Source organism: Granulosicoccus sp. 3-233 (assembly GCF_052681095.1).
In genome coordinates this window covers 80,145-97,662 of record NZ_JBQYLE010000013.1, presented here as the reverse complement: position 1 = coordinate 97,662, position 17,518 = coordinate 80,145, and the positions used below count along the sequence as shown (strand labels likewise).

At 58.4% G+C, this 17,518-nt stretch carries 15 protein-coding genes; 3 read left to right on the top strand and 12 right to left on the bottom strand.

The window, feature by feature from the left end:
- Nucleotides 1-29: 29 nt before the first annotated feature.
- The 5 genes from ACUNV4_RS26010 to ACUNV4_RS25990 all read right to left on the bottom strand — a co-directional run bounded on the left by ACUNV4_RS26010 (nucleotide 30) and on the right by ACUNV4_RS25990 (nucleotide 5,742).
- On the bottom strand, nucleotides 30-620 hold the full coding sequence (locus tag ACUNV4_RS26010; RefSeq protein WP_430881577.1) for a DNA-3-methyladenine glycosylase I: 591 nt from the start codon (nucleotides 618-620) through the stop codon (nucleotides 30-32).
- A 65-nt stretch (nucleotides 621-685) separates the two neighbouring features.
- On the bottom strand, nucleotides 686-2,788 hold the full coding sequence (locus tag ACUNV4_RS26005; RefSeq protein ID WP_430881576.1) for a putative bifunctional diguanylate cyclase/phosphodiesterase: 2,103 nt from the start codon (nucleotides 2,786-2,788) through the stop codon (nucleotides 686-688).
- Between the two features lie 202 nt (nucleotides 2,789-2,990).
- Nucleotides 2,991-4,637: a chaperonin GroEL gene (gene groL / locus ACUNV4_RS26000; protein ID WP_430881575.1), complete on the bottom strand. Its 1,647-nt coding sequence runs from the start codon at nucleotides 4,635-4,637 to the stop codon at nucleotides 2,991-2,993.
- Between the two features lie 96 nt (nucleotides 4,638-4,733).
- Nucleotides 4,734-5,021 carry a co-chaperone GroES gene (locus ACUNV4_RS25995; RefSeq protein WP_430881574.1) on the bottom strand — a complete coding sequence of 96 codons (288 nt, stop codon included), beginning with the start codon at nucleotides 5,019-5,021 and terminating at the stop codon, nucleotides 4,734-4,736.
- 163 nt (nucleotides 5,022-5,184) lie between these two features.
- A complete protein-coding gene (locus tag ACUNV4_RS25990) occupies nucleotides 5,185-5,742 on the bottom strand; it encodes an FxsA family protein (protein WP_430881573.1) in 558 nt (185 codons plus the stop codon).
- Nucleotides 5,743-5,991: 249 nt separating this feature from the next.
- Here ACUNV4_RS25990 and dsbD point away from each other — a divergent pair, with 249 nt between their 5' ends.
- Entirely contained in the window at nucleotides 5,992-8,358 is a 2,367-nt protein-coding gene (dsbD, locus tag ACUNV4_RS25985; protein ID WP_430881572.1) for a protein-disulfide reductase DsbD, read from the top strand.
- A gap of 35 nt (nucleotides 8,359-8,393) precedes the next feature.
- Here dsbD and ACUNV4_RS25980 read toward each other — a convergent pair whose 3' ends face one another.
- Nucleotides 8,394-9,068, bottom strand: a complete 675-nt coding sequence (locus ACUNV4_RS25980) for a DNA-3-methyladenine glycosylase family protein (RefSeq protein WP_430881571.1) — start codon at nucleotides 9,066-9,068, stop codon at nucleotides 8,394-8,396.
- Between the two features lie 108 nt (nucleotides 9,069-9,176).
- Between ACUNV4_RS25980 and ACUNV4_RS25975 the strand changes: the two genes are divergently transcribed.
- Both ACUNV4_RS25975 and ACUNV4_RS25970 read left to right on the top strand, forming a co-directional pair.
- Complete coding sequence (locus ACUNV4_RS25975; RefSeq protein ID WP_430881570.1) at nucleotides 9,177-11,837, top strand: MGH1-like glycoside hydrolase domain-containing protein; 2,661 nt, start codon at nucleotides 9,177-9,179, stop codon at nucleotides 11,835-11,837.
- Nucleotides 11,828-12,109 (top strand): hypothetical protein, encoded by a 282-nt coding sequence (locus ACUNV4_RS25970; protein ID WP_430881569.1) that lies wholly within the window; start codon nucleotides 11,828-11,830, stop codon nucleotides 12,107-12,109. The genes ACUNV4_RS25975 and ACUNV4_RS25970 overlap by 10 nt, the downstream gene beginning before the upstream one ends.
- A 33-nt stretch (nucleotides 12,110-12,142) precedes the next feature.
- Here the strand turns inward: ACUNV4_RS25970 and ACUNV4_RS25965 are convergent, their stop codons facing one another.
- The 6 genes from ACUNV4_RS25965 to ACUNV4_RS25940 form a co-directional block, all read right to left on the bottom strand.
- Entirely contained in the window at nucleotides 12,143-12,901 is a 759-nt protein-coding gene (locus ACUNV4_RS25965) for an ABC transporter ATP-binding protein (protein WP_430881568.1), read from the bottom strand.
- Nucleotides 12,894-13,616, bottom strand: coding sequence for an ABC transporter permease (locus ACUNV4_RS25960; protein ID WP_430881567.1), 723 nt, complete (start codon nucleotides 13,614-13,616; stop codon nucleotides 12,894-12,896). The genes ACUNV4_RS25965 and ACUNV4_RS25960 overlap by 8 nt, the downstream gene beginning before the upstream one ends.
- Nucleotides 13,616-14,323 (bottom strand): ABC transporter permease, encoded by a 708-nt coding sequence (locus tag ACUNV4_RS25955; RefSeq protein ID WP_430881566.1) that lies wholly within the window; start codon nucleotides 14,321-14,323, stop codon nucleotides 13,616-13,618. Before ACUNV4_RS25955 ends, ACUNV4_RS25960 begins: the two co-directional genes overlap by 1 nt.
- Nucleotides 14,324-14,346: 23 nt before the next feature.
- A complete protein-coding gene (locus ACUNV4_RS25950) occupies nucleotides 14,347-15,120 on the bottom strand; it encodes an ABC transporter substrate-binding protein (RefSeq protein WP_430881565.1) in 774 nt (257 codons plus the stop codon).
- Nucleotides 15,121-15,205: 85 nt separating this feature from the next.
- Complete coding sequence (locus ACUNV4_RS25945) at nucleotides 15,206-17,086, bottom strand: ABC transporter ATP-binding protein (RefSeq protein WP_430881564.1); 1,881 nt, start codon at nucleotides 17,084-17,086, stop codon at nucleotides 15,206-15,208.
- Complete coding sequence (locus ACUNV4_RS25940) at nucleotides 17,083-17,517, bottom strand: hypothetical protein (protein WP_430881563.1); 435 nt, start codon at nucleotides 17,515-17,517, stop codon at nucleotides 17,083-17,085. Before ACUNV4_RS25940 ends, ACUNV4_RS25945 begins: the two co-directional genes overlap by 4 nt.
- Nucleotide 17,518: the final 1 nt, after the last annotated feature.

The window sequence follows — 17,518 nt, the reverse complement described above, 5'->3', positions numbered from 1 at the left end:
AGTCAGGCGCCAGGGTCAGGAAGCCCGGCTCAACCCGATTTCACCTCGGCATGGCGCGGGCACGTGATCAGATGATCGTTGACCAGCCCCGCCGCCTGCATGAAGGCATAGCAGGTCGTGGGCCCGACAAAAGAGAAACCGAGCTTCTTCAGCTGTTTGCTCATTCTTGTGGATTGCTCGGTCCGGGCCGGTACATCACTCAGTTGCCGGAAGGCATTGTCGAGCGTTTCGTGCTCCACATGCGCCCAGATGACATCGCTGAATGACTGCCCCGCCTCCCGCAGACTCAGCCATGCACGCGCGTTGCTTCGAACGGACTCGACTTTCTGTCGATGTCTCACGATTGCCGCATCACTGGCAATCCTGTCCAGCCTGGCATCGGAGAACCGCGCAATCTTCTCGGGGTCGAAACCGGCGAACAGCCGTCGATAACCCTGACGCTTGTTGAGTATGGTTATCCAGCTCAGTCCCGCCTGCGCCCCTTCCAGTGAAATGAGCTCGAACAGCTGTACGGCATCCCGGCAGGGCACCCCCCACTCGGTATCGTGATAGTGCCGATACAACTCACTGCCCAGACACCAGCTGCAACGATTCTCTGTTCCTTCGGTCGCACTTGACATGACACCGTCCCGATTCGGCAAACGTGGGACGACAGCCTACCGCGAATTCGACAGGAACTCCGCCATCAACCGACCTGCCTGTCCTGCGGCGCGGGCAGCTCGAGCATGCCTTCGGGCGCCGCTCTCTCCTGCACGCCGAACGGCCAGCGTTCCAGCCAGTGGGTGTATTGTTCGGAGCTCAAGGGCTTGCTGATGAAATACCCCTGGGCAATATCGCAACCCTGCGACTTCAGGAAGTTCAGCTGCTCCTCGTCCTCGACACCTTCGGCAACCACCTTCATGTTGAAATGCTTGCCCAGGCCCAACACCGCCTCGACGATGGCGACATCATCGTTGTCATTGGAAATATCGGTGATGAAGGCGCGATCGATCTTCAGCGTATTGACAGGAAAACGCTTCAGATAGGCCAGGGAGGAATATCCGGTACCGAAGTCATCGATTGCCAGCTTCATCCCATGCTCGCTCAGTTCGTGCAGGGACGATATCACCTCCTCCGGATCGTGCATGACCGCGCTTTCGGTGATTTCCAGCTCCAGCAGCTCCGGACTCAGCCCCGAGCTCTCCAGTGCCTGACTGACCATCGGCAACAGATTGCCATCGGTGAATTGCACGGCCGAGATATTGACGGCGACATTCAGGCCGTCATAGCCCATTGACTGCAGCTCTCGGGTCTTGACACAGGCGGTCTGCAGGATCCAGGCACCGAGCTCGATGATCAGGCCGGTCTCCTCGGCCACCGGCACAAAGGCTTCCGGCGATACAAAGCCGTTGACCGGGTGACGCCACCTGACCAGAGCCTCGGCACCGGTACACTGCCGAGTGTGTATGTTGATCTTGGGCTGGTAGTAGACTTCGAACTGATTGTCCTGCATCGCCATCTTCAGATCCTGTTCCAGACGGATTCTGGCGGTCAGGCGCAATCGCATCTTCTCGTTGAACAGCCGATACTGATTCTTGCCATTGCTCTTGGCTTCCTGCAGGGCAACGGCGGCATTGTTCACCATCTCCTCACCCAGCATCTGCTCGTCCTGCTGCACATGCACATCGTCAGGGAAAGAGGAAATGCCCACCGATACCGCGGTCTTGAGAGTGAAGCCCCGATACTCATAGGGCGCAGTCGCGACACTCATGATTCTGGCGGCCACCTCCTCGGCACACACCGATTCATCCACCTCTTTCTGGATGACCACGAACTCGTCGCCATCGAGCCGCGCCACCAGATCGATATCGCGCATCATGGTTCGCAGCCGATTACCCACCTCGGCAACCATCTTGTCGCCCACCAGGTGACCATACTGGTCATTGAAGAACTTGAAGTTGTCCAGATCAACCAGGAAGATGGAGAATCGCAGATCCGATTCGAGCGTTTCCTGCACCGTACGTCGCAGCGTATCTTCGAACATCAGGCGGTTCGGCAGATGCGTCAGAGGATCATGATGAGCGGCGAATTCAAGATACTGCTGCTTGACCTTGACTTGTCTGGCAGCCTTGCGCTGTGCCTCGATCATGCAATTGAACTCTTCGGCCAGCGGACTCAGATCATTGCCACCGATGACCTTGATCGGCTCGGGCACCTGACCATCACTGATCTGGCGATGTTCACGCAACACCGCGATCAGACGCTCCATTGGCAGAATGTACCATCGAGCAGCACCTGCCATGGCAACCAGCGCTGCCAGCAAACTGGAGAGTACGGCAAAGATGCTCAGCAGACTCGCCTTGAGCAGGGCCGCCTTCAGCAGACCGCTCCTGTCCAGAAATCCGATAGCAGACACCGCGGGCTCTGCGCCATTCTGCAGCTGCCAGGCAGTGGGTTGAATCCAGCCCGATCTGGCGGGCATCTCTGCCGCGGCGGGATCGAAGTCGAGCGTATTGCCCTTGTTCAGCAGCAAGCGACCGGTAGCGTCAAGCAATACCAGCCCCACCAGTGAATCATCGAGCACATTGTCCTGGAAATCGAGGCTCTGCTGCCGATTGCCATTGAAGCCGACCTGCACCAGCGTCCTCGCATTTCTGGACTGTTCCCGGGTAAAGCCGGAATACTGGCTGTAGACAGACGGCAGATAGACAGCCAGCTGCACCACGAACAACGTCAATGCGACCGAACCGGACAGAGTCCGAGCCGTGTGCGAACGCAAGACTTTGCTGGTGAGGGCACGAAAATTCAAAGAGTCCCGTCCTGTTGGTACCTGAATGAAAACGAAAATGAGGAATGGCTCCTCGATAGCTACATTATCGGCACCGTTACCAGACCCTTAAGCTTCCATGCAGACTGGCGTTGTTTTCCTGTCGCACAAACGCAGAACCCCCGCTTGAGCGGGGGTTCCGGATACTACAATCGAGCGTCAGCTCGCATGTGAAGGCAGTGCCTTACATCATGCCGCCCATTCCGCCCATGCCGCCCATGTCCGGCATGCCGCCAGCTGGAGCGCCTTCTTCCTTCGGCAGGTCAGCGATCATGCACTCTGTGGTGATCATCAGACCAGCAACGGAAGCTGCGTTTTGCAGAGCGTAACGAGTAACCTTGGTTGGATCCAGGATACCCAGCTCGACCATGTCGCCGTATTCGCCATTGGCAGCGTTGTAGCCGAAGTTGCCGGAACCGTCTTTCACCTTGGCAACGACAACTGAAGGCTCGCCACCAGCGTTGGAAACGATCTGACGCAGAGGCTCTTCCATGGCACGCTTGGCAATGCTGATACCGATGTCCTGCTCGTGGTTGTCGCCCTTGATCTTGTCAACAGCAGCAATGGCACGAACCAGAGCAGTACCACCACCAGGAACGATACCTTCTTCTACCGCAGCACGTGTGGCATGCAGAGCATCGTCAACGCGGTCTTTCTTTTCCTTCATTTCGACTTCGGTAGCAGCACCGACCTTGATGACCGCAACACCACCGGCCAGCTTGGCAACACGCTCTTGCAGCTTTTCCTTGTCGTAATCGGAAGTGGCCTGCTCGATCTGAGTGCGGATCTGGTCAACGCGAGCGTTGATTTCGTCAGAAGAACCGGCACCGTCAACGATGGTGGTGTTGTCCTTGTCGACAGTCACACGCTTGGCAGTACCCAAGTCTTCCAGAGTAACCTTGTCCAGAGACAGGCCGACTTCTTCAGAGATGACCTGACCACCGGTCAGGATAGCGATATCCTGCAGCATGGCCTTGCGACGGTCACCGAAACCAGGTGCCTTGACGGCACATGTCTTGATGATGCCACGCATGCTGTTGACAACCAGAGTGGCCAGCGCTTCGCCTTCGATGTCCTCGGCAATGATCAGCAGAGGCTTGCCAGACTTGGCAACGGCTTCCAGAGCCGGGAGCAGATCACGGATGTTGCTGATTTTCTTGTCGAAAAGCAGTACATACGGGTCTTCCAGTTCAGCGGCCATCGCATCCTGGTTGTTGATGAAGTAAGGAGACAGGTAGCCTCGGTCGAACTGCATGCCTTCAACAACGTCGAGTTCGTTGTCCAGAGACTTGCCTTCTTCAACAGTGATGACGCCTTCCTTGCCAACCTTGTTCATCGCTTCGGCGATGATGCTGCCGATGGACTCGTCGCTGTTGGCGGAGATGGTGCCTACCTGTGCAACCGACTTTTCGTCGTTGCATGGCTTGGACATGGCAGCCAGTTCGGCAGTTGCGGCAGCAACAGCCTTGTCGATGCCACGCTTCAGGTCCATGGGGTTCATGCCGGCAGCAACCGACTTCAGGCCTTCGCGAACGATGCTTTGCGCCAGAACGGTCGCAGTCGTTGTACCGTCACCGGCGATGTCGGAAGTCTGTGAAGCAACTTCCTTCACCATCTGGGCACCCATGTTCTCGAACTTGTCTTCCAGTTCGATTTCCTTGGCGACGGATACACCATCCTTCGTGACGGTAGGGGCGCCGAACGACTTGTCCAGAACAACGTTGCGGCCCTTGGGACCCAGTGTGACCTTGACCGCATTGGCCAGTACATCAACACCTTTCAGCATACGCTGACGGGCGGAATCGGAAAAACGGACTTCTTTGGCACTCATGGAATAACTATCCTCAAATATGGTTGGAATGTGACCGGATGGGAGCTACAGCTGCAACCGCCGGTCTCATGGAACGAATATCAACCCGTGGGTTGCTTATTCGAAAACACCCATGATGTCGTCTTCACGCATTACCAGCACTTCTTCACCGTCGATCTTGATCTCGGTGCCGGAATACTTGCCGAAAAGAACCTGATCGCCAACTTTCAGGTCCAGAGGGCGTACCTCGCCATTTTCAGCAATCTTGCCTTTACCAACCGACAGGACTTCACCGCGAACTGGCTTCTCGGTAGCTGAATCAGGGATCACAATGCCACCGGCACTCGTGCGCTCTTCTTCCATGCGCTTGACGACCACGCGGTCATGCAACGGACGAATGTTCATACCAATACGACTCCGAATAAATTCAATGTGGAAAAATGACTCGAAGAGGGATTGCAAACATTGCTGTTAGCACTCGCCCCCGAGGAGTGCTAATTCTAATGTCGAGCGCCACAATATCAAGTCTCGGGACCAACAAATTTCACTGATTGGTCCTGACAGCCGTCTACTGGTCGTCAATACGTTTGAAGTCGGCGTCAATCACCTCGCCGGACCTGGCCGCATCGCTGTCCCGCGGGCGTGGTCGACCACCAGCGGAGGACAGGTCATCGTAGGCCGTGTCATTGTTGCGGGCGGCCTCGGTGGCACCAGAGCCAACCGTGGTACTTCCCTGGCCGGGGCTGCGGCCGAATCCGGTCACACTGCTGACACTGACCACGGACCGGCTGGCAATGCGACCGGCGAGCCATTGCCGGGTGTGCGGCACCAGGCAGAGAAAACCGAAGGCGTCGGTCACGAATCCGGGCGTCAGCAGCAATACGCCACCCAACAGCAGCAACATGCCTTCCAGCATCTGCTGGGCCGGCATCTCGCCGGCATCCAGACGCTGACGTGCCTTGTTGAGCGTGGCCAGGCCCTGCTGGCGCAACATGCTCGTACCGATGACAGCCGTCAGAATCACGATGGCCAGCGTCGGCAGCCAGCCGATGGCATCACCCACTTTCAGCATGACGGCAATCTCGATGATCGGCATCGCCACGAACAACAACAAGACGTAAGGCATTGCTAACTCCAGGAATCGGAACAGGAACCTATCGACGCGACCGCACTCTTACAAGCTCCAGCCACCTGATGGTGGCACCATTCTGGCAGTCTCAGCCGTTCATTGCAGCATCGCGGCAATGTGATTGCCATCCGACAGAAGCCTGGTCGCCAGGTTCCTGCCAGGGCATTGAAGTACAATCACCCTTTCCGGCGCAGCACCCGCCGGGATGACGTTTCAACAAGGTAGCCGAACAGCCTGGAATTACCCGTGATATTGCCTCTCCCTCGCTTTTCCTGCCTGACGCGCGGCACCAAGGTACTCTGCCTGCTGATGCTGTCGTTGATGCCGACGCTCGTCAGCGCCCAGGCTGCCACCAATCTGCTGGGCGGCAATGAACCGCTGTCTCCACAGGAAGCCTTTGTACCATCGGTGTCGCAGGTAGCCGATGGGGTCATCCATCTGCAGTTCGCCATCGCCCCGGGCTATTACCTGTACAGGGACAAGACCAGCTTCAGCCTCGAGAGCGATGAAACCGCTGGTGCCTCCCTGCTGGGCAACCCGACCACTCTGGGCGAACCTCGATATTCACCGGCCATCGTGATCGAAGATGACTTCTTCGGTGAACAGGCAACCTTTCGTGATTCTGCCGATGTCGAACTGCCCTACACGGGCAGCCCATCCGGGCAGCTCCCATTGGCAGTGAAGTTTCAGGGTTGCGCCGATATCGGGCTGTGCTATCCGCCCACCACCGTCATGCTCGATGTCGATTTCCCGGACTCGGCCTCCTCGACAACGGGCAGCCTGGCCTCACCGCTGATCAATGCCAGTCCGATCAACGACCTCTTCGGCAGCAACAATGCACAGGATGATCTGTTGCCACCCGAACTGGCCTTTCTGCCCCAGATCATGGCTGCCAATGACCGGCAGATCACCCTGCAGTGGCTGGTAGAACCCGGCTACTATCTATACCGCGACAAACTCTCCTTCACGCTGACAGACGCCGGTGGCGCTCAGGTTGTCAGTACCGACATCGATCCCGGCGTGGAACAGTACGACGAATTCTTCGGCAACGTGCGCATTCTGCGCGATGTGGCCGAAGCCAGACTGTACCTGGACCCGGCTGTCGACCTGAAAGCTGCCAACCTGGCAAGTCTGCAGCTCGACTACCAGGGCTGCGCGGATATCGGCGTGTGTTTCCCGCCCAGTGCAACCACCCTGCCCGTGGCCTTCGACAGCACCCCATCCGGTCTGGATGCACCCGTCGTTTCCGCGGCGAGCAGCGGTGGCGTGAGCGATGCCACCCAGGCGCTGCCACAGTCCGAGCAGGATCGCCTGTTTTCATCACTGAGCGACAAAGGCCTGTGGCTGAACGTCGCCACCTTCTTCGGTCTGGGACTGCTGCTGGCGTTCACACCCTGTGTCCTGCCGATGGTTCCCATACTCTCAAGCCTGATCGTGGGTCAGGGCGATGCCATGACGACGGGCAAGGCCTTTCGCTTGTCGCTGGTCTACGTACTGGTCATGGCCAGCACCTATGCCATCGTCGGAATCATCGTCGGCCTGTCCGGCTACAACGTGCAGGCATTCCTGCAGAATCCCTGGGTGTTATCCGTCATCGCGATCCTGTTCGTGGCCCTGTCCCTGTCCATGTTCGGCTTCTACGGACTGCAGATGCCCACCGCCCTGCAGGCCAGGCTGACGCAATGGTCGAACCGCCAGGGCGGCGGCCAGGTCACCGGTGTCGCCCTCATGGGATTCATTTCCACCTTGATCGTCGGGCCCTGCGTCACGGCTCCGCTGGCAGGCGCGCTCATCTACATTGCCAAGACCGGCGATGCAGTCATCGGAGGCGCTGCGCTGTTTGCACTGGGTCTGGGCATGGGCGCACCCCTGCTGTTGATCGGCACCTCTGCGGGCAAACTGCTACCGCGCGCCGGTACCTGGATGAATGCCACCCGGCACATCTTCGGGATCCTGTTGCTGGCCATGGCGGTGTACATGATTTCACGATTCCTGCCCACTCAGATCACCATGGGGCTGTACGGCATTCTGGCAGTGATGAGCGCCATCCATCTCGGCGCCACTGACACCATCGATCGTGACAGCAGCGGCTGGCAACGCTTCGGCAAGGGTGCCGGTGTCGTGCTGGGCATCTATGGGCTGGCCCTGCTGCTGGGGGCTCTTTCCGGTGGCAGCAGCTATCGCACCCCACTGCGCGGCTTCATGAGTGCCTCTTCCGGGCAGGCGATCGAATCGCAGCAGCCTCATCTTGCCTTCGAACGGATAAAGAGCGTCGCCGATCTGCAGCAGAGCGTGGCCAGTGCCAGCGCCCAGGGTCGTCCCGTCATGCTCGACTTCTACGCCGACTGGTGCATCAGCTGCAAGGAAATGGAAGCCTTCACCTTTGTCGACCCGCGAGTGCAGGCGTTGCTGGCCGATACCGTGGTCCTGCAGGCCGATGTGACAGCCAACGACGAACTGGACCAGGCCCTGCTGAAGAAATTCGACCTGTTCGGCCCACCCGGAATCATCTTCTACACAGCGGATGGTTCCGAGATACCGGCAGCCCGGGTTATCGGCTTTCTGAATGCCGAGCGCTTCGGCGATCACCTGCAGCGCTTCATTGGCGGCTGATGTGAAGCCTGCGGGATGCAGCTCCGGCAGCCTGATCAGCCGCGCTCGCCAACTACCCGACTGCGAACCCTACCCCGAGGCTGTCGGCGACTCAGATAGGCGTGCCACAACAGGCGCGCCGCGGCCGCACGGTAGGGTTGCCAACCGGAAGCACGCTGATCAAGGTCGGCATAACTCGGCACCGTCTCCAGTTCTTCGCACTCGGCCAGACTGACCGCCAGGGCACGATCACCACTCGCCCAGGCATCCGGACGACGCATTGCCATCAGCAGATAGACCCCCGCCGTCCATGGACCGATTCCCCGAATGGCTGTCAATTGCCGCATCACCTCCTCATCCGAGCGTTGACGTAACCGTTTCAAATCCAGTTCACCGCCATGCAGCGCCATGGCAATGGAGCGACAATAGCTCACCTTGCGAGCGCTGATTCCGGCATCACGCAGTGCCTGTTCCGACACCTGGAGAAATAATTCCGCTGACATGCCGGGGCATAATTCCTGCACTCGCTGCATGACTGCTCTGGCACTGGCCAGAGACACTTTCTGCTCCAGAACAATGTGCACCAATGTGCTGAAATTCTGGCTACGCTGCCACATCGGCGGCATTCCGAACTGTCGCAGCAGTGAACTCATCAATGGGTCACGCTCGGCCAGAATCCGGATTGCATGATCGAGGGAGTCACGGGTCAGTGACGGGAGTGCATGGGTCATGGGAAACAGTCTCCGCTATTCCAGGGCAATTTGCACTGTATGTTCTGCCCGAACTGCATGGAGCAGCGCCCTTCGGTACACTGCCGTCACTCTACAGATTCCACCCGCATGCCAATCATCAAACGACCGCCGAATGCTGAAAATCGCCGGCTCAAGGCTCACGCCAGACGTACAGCCAACTGGAAGCACTGGGGCCCCTACCTGGCTGAACGTGCCTGGGGAACCGTGCGCGAGGATTACAGCAGCGATGGCAAGGCCTGGGAATACTTCCCGCATGACCACGCCCGCAGTCGTGCCTACCGCTGGAACGAAGACGGTCTGGCCGGCTTCTGCGATCGCAACCAGTTCCTGTGCTTCAGTCTGGCTCTGTGGAACGGTAACGACCCCTTTCTGAAAGAGCGCCTGTACGGCATGTCCGGTCCCGAAGGCAACCATGGCGAAGATGTCAAGGAGTTGTACTGGTATACCGACAGCACGCCGACCCACAGTTATGCCAGCATGCGCTATCGCTACCCGCAGGCGGAGTACCCCTATCAGCAGTTGCTGCAGGAAAGTGCCCAGCGCGGCTACCATGATCGCGAATTCGAACTCAGCGACACCGGCATATTTGCCGACAATCGCTATTTCGACATCGACGTCGCCTACGCCAAGATGGGCGAGAACGACATCCTGATCACCATCACGGCTCACAACCGTGCGGATGAATCCGCCAGCCTGTCACTGGTGCCGCAGCTGTGGTTCCGCAATACCTGGAGCTGGGGTTACCCGGCAGGCCCGCAGGGCAATGTGCACGGTATGCCGATGATGCAGCAGAGTGATGCACATTCTCTGCTGGCCGAGCATCCCTTGCTGGGTCGCTACCACCTCTATTGGCAAGGCAGCCCGGAACTGCTGATGACCAACAACGAGACCAATGAACAGCGCCTGTTCGGCTCCGAGAACGCCTCACCCTGGGTCAAGGATGCCTTTCATCGCCATATCGTCGATGGTGAAGAGGATGCCGTCAACCCCGAGCTGACGGGTACCAAGGCGGGCATTCACTACCCCTTGACCTTGTCAGCCCACTCTTCCCGCACGATTCAACTGCGGCTGAGCGACACCGCCCGCAACAAGCCTTTCGCCGGATTCAAGCCCGCCTTCAAGCGTCGCCGACAGGAAGCCAATATCTTCTACGACCACCTGCAGACCGGGCCACTGAGCGATGAACTGCGCCAGATTCAGCGACAGGCGTTTGCCGGCATGCTGTGGTCGAAGCAGTTGTACTACTACAATGTGCATCAATGGCTCGAAGGCGATCCGAACAAGCCCGTACATCGGGACAATCGTCGTAACGTCCACTGGCAGCACATGGACAATTTCGACATCATGTCCATGCCCGACAAATGGGAATACCCCTGGTATGCCGTCTGGGATACCGCCTTCCATACCCTGCCTCTGGCCGTGGTCGATGCCGCCTATGCCAAGCGGCAGCTGATGCTCATCACACGCGAGTGGTACATGCACTCCAACGGGCAGTTGCCGGCCTACGAATGGGCTTATGGGGACGTCAACCCACCCGTTCATGCCTGGGCAACACTGCGCGTCTATGCCATGGAGAAGGAAAACACCGGCAAGGGCGATCTGGTCTTTCTGGAGAGTGTCTTCCAGAAACTGCTGCTGAACTTCACCTGGTGGGTCAACCAGAAGGACAGCCAGGGCAACTCCATCTTCGAAGGCGGATTTCTGGGACTGGACAACATCAGTCTGTTCGATCGCAGCGAGCAACCGCCGACCGGAGGTGTCCTGAATCAATCCGACGGTACGGCCTGGATGGGTTTCTTTGCAGCCTGCATGCTGCGCATGGCACTGGAGCTGGCACGCAACAACCCGGTCTATCAGGACATTGCCACCAAGTTTCTCGAACACTTCCTGCAGATTGCCTATGCCATCAACGGCAAGGAGCACCACCCGGGCCTGTGGGACGAAGAAGACGGCTTCTTCTACGATCGGCTGGATCTTCCCGACGGACGCTCCTCCCCGCTCAAGGTGCGCTCCCTGGTAGGGCTGATGCCGCTGATCGCCACATCGATCATCGAGGCTGATGTCTACGAGGAGTTTCCGGACTTCGTCCGCCGCATGAACTGGCTGGTCGAGCACCGTCCGGAACTGGCAGGCACCATGGCCAATCTGCACAAGACCGGCAGAAAGGATAGACACTTGCTGTCCTTTCTGGACGAGGAGAAACTTCGCCGCGTATTGTATTACCTGCTGGATGAGAGCGAATTCCTGTCCGACCACGGCATTCGTTCGTTGTCCCGTTTTCATGCCGACCACCCCTTCAGCTACACCACCGATTCAGGGCACACTCTGAGTGTCGGTTATGAACCCGGCGAAGGCGAGACCGACCTGTTCGGCGGCAATTCCAACTGGCGCGGACCTGTCTGGTTTCCGATCAATTACCTGCTGATTGAAGCCCTGCGTCGCTTCCACGCCTTTCATGGCCCATCCTTCACGGTTGAATGCCCGACAGGCTCCGGACAGATGATGAACCTGAACGAGGTGGCGGACCTGATTTCGCAACGACTGATCTCACTGTTCACTCAAGATGAGAATGGCCAACGGCCCTGGTGCGGTGATAGCGAGGAGCTGCAGAAAGCCAGTGACGATGGCTTGCATCAGTTCTTCGAGTACTTCAACGGCGACACCGGCGAAGGTCTCGGCGCCAGCCATCAGACCGGCTGGACCGGTCTGATAGCCCTGCTGATTCAACCGGACTTGCAGTGTCGCTGAAGCAGGGACAATGTTGCCTGTGCGCTCGTGAGAGCGCACTGACCTTCCACCACCTGATACCCCGGAAGTTGCACCGTCGCAACCGCTTTGCAAAACACTACAGCCGGGAGCAGCTCAATGCCGGCATCCTGCTGTGTCGGCGTTGCCACCGAGGCCTGCACAAGCTCTATACCGAGATGGAACTCGGCAGCCGGCTCAACACGCTGGAAGCGCTGTCCCGGGACCCGGCCGTGGCCAGACATGTGGCCTGGGTGGCACGCCAGAAAAGCTGAACCCTTCGCCGATTCGCCCGGAGTGAGTCAGGTTCAACTGACGTCGGCAATGAAGCGCTGGAAGGGTTCGGTACGCGGGTTGGAAAACATCTGCTCCGGTGACCCCTGCTCCAGAATCCTGCCCTCATGCATGAAGATGACATGGGTGGACACGTCTCTGGCAAAGCTCATTTCGTGAGTGACCACTATCATCGTACGGCCTTCTTCAGCCAGTGATTTCATGGTCTTCAGCACTTCGGAGACCAGCTCGGGGTCCAGTGCCGAGGTTGGCTCATCGAACAGAATGGCGTCAGGCTCCATGGCCAGCGCACGCGCGATGGCCACCCGTTGCTGTTGACCACCGGAAAGCTGAGACGGATACATGGACTTGCGCTCTGCCAGGCCTACCCGATCCAGCAGCGCTTCCGCTCGTTGCCGAACCACCGCCTTCGCTTCTCCCTTGACGATGATCGGTCCTTCCATGACATTTTCCAGCACGGTTCGGTGGGACCACAGATTGAACTGCTGAAACACCATGCCCAGATGACTGCGCAGACGCTCGATCTGCTTCTGATCCGGCTTCCCGCCCTTGCCGATACTGATTTCTTCCCCATGCAGAAAGACCCGGCCAACTGTTGGTGGCTCGAGAAAATTGAGACAACGCAACAAGGTGCTCTTGCCGGAGCCGGATGCTCCGAGTATGGAGATCACGTCCTGTTTGCGAGCAGTGATATCCACGCCCTTGAGCACCTCCAGGGAACCGAAGGACTTGCAGATCCCCTCTGCCTTCAGAACGATGTCATTGTCAACCATTGCGCTGTCTGCCTTGAATCGAGGAACTGCCGGCCTGCAGATGACGGGTCATGCGCAGTTCTGCCTGACGCCACAGGAAAACGAACACCACAGTGATACTCAGGTAGATCAGGGCAGCCCACAGGTAGCTGGAGAAATCGAAGGTACGGGAGAAGACCTGGCGCGTGCGCCCCATGAGATCGAACACGGTAACAACGCTGGCCAGCGCACTGGCTTTCATCAGCAGGATGACTTCATTGCCCAGGGCCGGCCAGGCAATACGGTAAGCATGTGGAAAGGCGACACGTTGCAGAATTCTCCAGCGCGGCATGCCCACGGCCCTTGCAGCCTCGATCTCCCGATTGTCGACGCCCATCAGCCCGCCACGCAGAATTTCGGTCTGGTAGGCAGTCGAGTTGACGACAAACGTGAACAAGGCGCAATTGAAGGGGTCCCGAAAGAAATTCCACAACCCCCAATCCTGCAGCAGCGGCCGGAATTGTCCGGAACCGTAGTACACCAGAAACAGCTGCACCAGCAGTGGCGTCCCCCGGATGAAGGAGATGTAAAGCCGTAGCGGCCATTGTGCGGCAGCTGGTGCCGACAGACGGGCGAGCGCCAGAAACGGTGCCAGCAGACCCGCCATCAGCGCACCCAGACCTGTCAGCTGCAAGGTCATCAGGGTGCCATCCAGCAGGCGCGGCCCATAATTGGCAATGATATAGAGAGGATCCATCAGCGGTTGACGATACCCCGGTTGGCGCGTTTTTCCAGCCTGTCGAGGCCGAACTCCGACATGACGCACAGCGCCCAGTAGATCAGGGCCGCCACCAGATAGAAGGTGAATGGCTGCTTGGTGGCACCGACCGCGACCTTGGTCATGCGCATCAGATCATCCAGTGCGATGATCGATACCAGTGCCGTATCCTTGAGCAGATTGATCCACAGATTGCCAAGGCCAGGCAAGGCAAAGCGCCAGGCCTGTGGCAGCTTGATGCGCAGAAACACCTGTCTGGTGTTCATGCCCACCGCCCGCCCCGCCTCGCTCTGCCCCGGATCCAGCGAGTTGAAGGCGCCGCGCAACACTTCCGAGGAAAAGGCACCGAAGACCATTCCCAGTGCTATCACACCGGCAGCAAAGGGGCTGAATTCCACCGGCGGTGAGTCGGGCGACACAAAGGCCGAAAGCTTATTGAGCAACAGGCCGACACCGTTGTAGACCACAAACAGTGTCAGCAGCTCTGGCAGGCCGCGCATGATGGTCGAGTAGGCAAAGCCCGCTGAGCGCAGCAGGGTTTGTCTGGACAGCGATGCCCAGGCAACGATGAAACCGATGAGCAGTCCCAGCAACAGGGCAGCCACACCCAATTGCAGTGTGACGGCAAGACCGGCGAGCAATTCATCTCCCCAGCCGGTCTCACCGAAAGCGAACAGTTCTCGCATGCTGTTGGCCAGGACTCTCGCCGCTACTTCATGGTGTAGACGTCGATATCAAAATACTTCTCGTTGATGGCCTGATAGGTGCCATCGTCCCGGATCTCCTGCAGTGCCTGGTTCAGACGCTCGCGCAGGTCATCATCCTCCTGGCGCACGGCAATACCGACACCTTCGCCGACGAAGGCAGGGTCGGTGATGGGCTCTCCAGCCATCTCGCAACAGGCACCGTCATCGGTATTGTTGACCCAGTCAAGCATGGGCAGCAAGTCACCCACGACCAGATCGATTCGTCCACTGGCCATGTCCAGGTTGACTTCGTCCTGTGTGGGATAGAGACGGATATCGGCATCCGGATAAGTGGCTTCGATGAAATCTGCCATGGTGGTGCCGGATTGGGCACCGATGACCTTGTCTTCCAGCGCCTCGGGCGTGAACTCGGTGATATCCGACTCCTTTGCAACCACATGCGTCATGGCGGCCAGATAGTAGGGATCGGTGAAATCAACCTGCTTGAGACGCTCCTCGGTGATGAACATCGAGGCGATGATGAAATCGTATTTCTCTGCCACCAGGCCGGGGATGATGCCGTCCCAGTCCTGAGCCACCACCGTGCAATCAGCACCGATCTTCTCGCACAGTGCCAGGCCGATCTCGACATCGAAACCCTTGATCTCGCCACTGGCATCAATGAAGTTGAACGGAGGATAGGCGCCTTCGGTTCCCAGGCGAAGCTCCTCAGCGGAGGCGCTGGCTGATGCCATTGCGCCAGCCATGGCGAGGGCTGTCAGTAGTCGTCTTGTCATTCTGCAACTCGTAGATGAAAAATTTGAACGCAGTGTATAGCCTCGACACGAGTTTGACAAAACAGTTGATGCAATACCCGCTCGGTCAAGCCGACTGATTCACACTTATGTTGGACGATTCCGGCAGCTCCAGAAATCCACCGGATTGACGCGCCCACAAACTGGCATACAGACCCTCACCCGCCGCCAGTTCGGCATGGGTTCCCTGCTGTACCACTGCCCCGGCATCCATGACGATCAGGCGATCCATGGCGGCAATCGTGGACAGACGATGGGCAATCGCTATGACGGTCTTGCCCTGCATCAGAGCGCTCAGGTTCTCCTGAATGACAGCCTCCACTTCACTGTCCAGCGCCGAGGTTGCCTCGTCCAGAACGAGAATGGGGGCATCTTTCAGAAACATGCGGGCAATGGCCAGCCGTTGCCGTTGACCACCGGATAGCTTGACACCGCGCTCGCCCACCTGCGCCTCATATCCACGCCGCCCCGCCGTATCTTCCAGCTGCAGAATGAATTCATGCGCATTGGCGCGCTTCGCTGCGGCCTCCACCTCTTCACGGGACGCATCACGGCGTCCATAGGCGATGTTCTCGTAAACGCTTCGGTGCAGCAGTGACGTGTCCTGCGTCACCACACCAATGTGCTGACGCAGACTTTCCTGCCTGATGCGGGAGATATCCGAACCGTCAATCAGGATGCGCCCGTCTTCGACATCGTACAGTCGCAGCAACAGATTGGTCAGCGTTGTCTTGCCAGCTCCCGAACGCCCGACCAGGCCGATTTTCTCGCCACCGGCGATCTCCAGGTTCAGTTGTTCGATGGCCCCCTTCTCGCGACCGTAATGAAAACGCACTTTCTCGAACTGGATGCGGCCGATCGGCACGCTCAGATCCCTGGCATCCGGCTCGTCGACGATCTCCTGCTTCGTGGAGAGCATCTGCATGCCGTCATAGATCACGCCAACGCTTTCGAACAGGCCGGACAGCTCCCACATGATCCAGTGGGACATTCCCTGCAGGCGCAGCACCAGACCGACACCGACTGCCAGGGCACCGACGCTGGTCATGCCCTGGACCCACAGCAGCAGTCCTGCCAGCGCAACACTGAACAGCAAGGAGGCATTGAGCAGCGACAGACAGGTATTCAAGCCGGTGACAAGTCTGAACTGCGGATGAACCGTGCCCAGGAACTTCTGCATGCTGTTGCGTGCATAGCCGGCCTCATGGCCGGCATGGGCAAACAGCTTGACGGTCATGATGTTGGTGTAACTGTCCACGACCCGCCCTGTCATTTCCGACCGGGCATCGGCCTGGCGTCGCGAAACCCCTTTCAGACGCGGCAGAAAGTAGCGCAACATGAGTATGTAGGTCACCAGCCAGACGATGAAGGGCAGAATCATCCACACACTGAAGGATGACACGAGCACCATGGCCCCCAGGAAATAGACGCCGACATAGACCAGCACATCCAGAACCTTGAGAACCGCATCGCGGATGGCCAGAGACGTCTGCATCACCTTGGTGGCGACACGCCCGGCAAACTCGTCCTGATAGAAGGAATAGCTCTGCCCCAGCATCCAGCGATGCGCCTTCCAGCGAATCGTCATGACGAAATTGCCGATGATGGTCTGATGCAGCAGCAGTGAATGGAACAGCCCTGCCAGTGGCAACAGCACCAGAATGACCAGAGCCATCCACAGCAACCGGTCGGATTCTTCGGCCAGCAATGTGGCAGGGTCACGGCTGCCCAGCCAGTCGACCAGATTGCCCAGAAAGGCAAACAGGCTGATTTCCAGCACCGAGATGATCGCGGAGAACACGCCCATCAGCAGCAACCAGTGCCACGAGGCACCGATGTAATGCCACAGGAAAGGCAGCAGTGTGGCCGGAGGGCGGGTCGGCGCCGAGTCCGGGAAGGGTTCGATGCGCTCTTCGAAAAAGCTCAGAAAACGACCGACCGGACTCATGACAATTTGCTCACAGCACCGCTGATCAGATTGATATTCTGCCAGATGAACCACAGTGCCGAGAGTGCGGCCGCAGCAATGAGCGAACTGGCCACACCGACCGGCGACGACGCCATCCAGCCCAGCAGGCCGGTAGCCAGGACAAACATGAACAGGGCAATCGTTGCACAAGCGGTTCCCAGACGTCGAACCATGGAAACCTTGTCAAGCAGACTTTGTGGCAAGGTATCCACACCAGCCAGCTCGATGCTCAGACGGACATCGGTATACAAGGCCACCAGAAACAGCAATGACGACAGCAGGAACAACAGGAATACCACTTGCGCCACACGACTGCGCAGCCCGTAACGCAGGACATGCGCGGCAATCGACAAGGAAAAGCCTGACATGAGACCACTGATGAAGGCAACCTGGCCTGTTTGCAATTCCAAT

Bases quoted from the DNA above. Each gene is read 5' to 3' on its own strand.
- ACUNV4_RS25960 (WP_430881567.1), bottom strand. From the start codon at position 13,616: ATGGATCCTCTCTATATCATTGCCAATTATGGGCCGCGCCTGCTGGAT.
- ACUNV4_RS25950 (WP_430881565.1), bottom strand. From the start codon at position 15,120: ATGACAAGACGACTACTGACAGCCCTCGCCATGGCTGGCGCAATGGCA.
- ACUNV4_RS25955 (WP_430881566.1), bottom strand. From the start codon at position 14,323: ATGCGAGAACTGTTCGCTTTCGGTGAGACCGGCTGGGGAGATGAATTG.
- ACUNV4_RS25965 (WP_430881568.1), bottom strand. From the start codon at position 12,901: ATGGTTGACAATGACATCGTTCTGAAGGCAGAGGGGATCTGCAAGTCC.
- ACUNV4_RS25975 (WP_430881570.1), top strand. From the start codon at position 9,177: ATGCCAATCATCAAACGACCGCCGAATGCTGAAAATCGCCGGCTCAAG.
- ACUNV4_RS25980 (WP_430881571.1), bottom strand. From the start codon at position 9,068: ATGACCCATGCACTCCCGTCACTGACCCGTGACTCCCTCGATCATGCA.
- ACUNV4_RS26010 (WP_430881577.1), bottom strand. From the start codon at position 620: ATGTCAAGTGCGACCGAAGGAACAGAGAATCGTTGCAGCTGGTGTCTG.
- groL (WP_430881575.1), bottom strand. From the start codon at position 4,637: ATGAGTGCCAAAGAAGTCCGTTTTTCCGATTCCGCCCGTCAGCGTATG.
- ACUNV4_RS25945 (WP_430881564.1), bottom strand. From the start codon at position 17,086: ATGAGTCCGGTCGGTCGTTTTCTGAGCTTTTTCGAAGAGCGCATCGAA.
- ACUNV4_RS25995 (WP_430881574.1), bottom strand. From the start codon at position 5,021: ATGAACATTCGTCCGTTGCATGACCGCGTGGTCGTCAAGCGCATGGAA.
- ACUNV4_RS25990 (WP_430881573.1), bottom strand. From the start codon at position 5,742: ATGCCTTACGTCTTGTTGTTGTTCGTGGCGATGCCGATCATCGAGATT.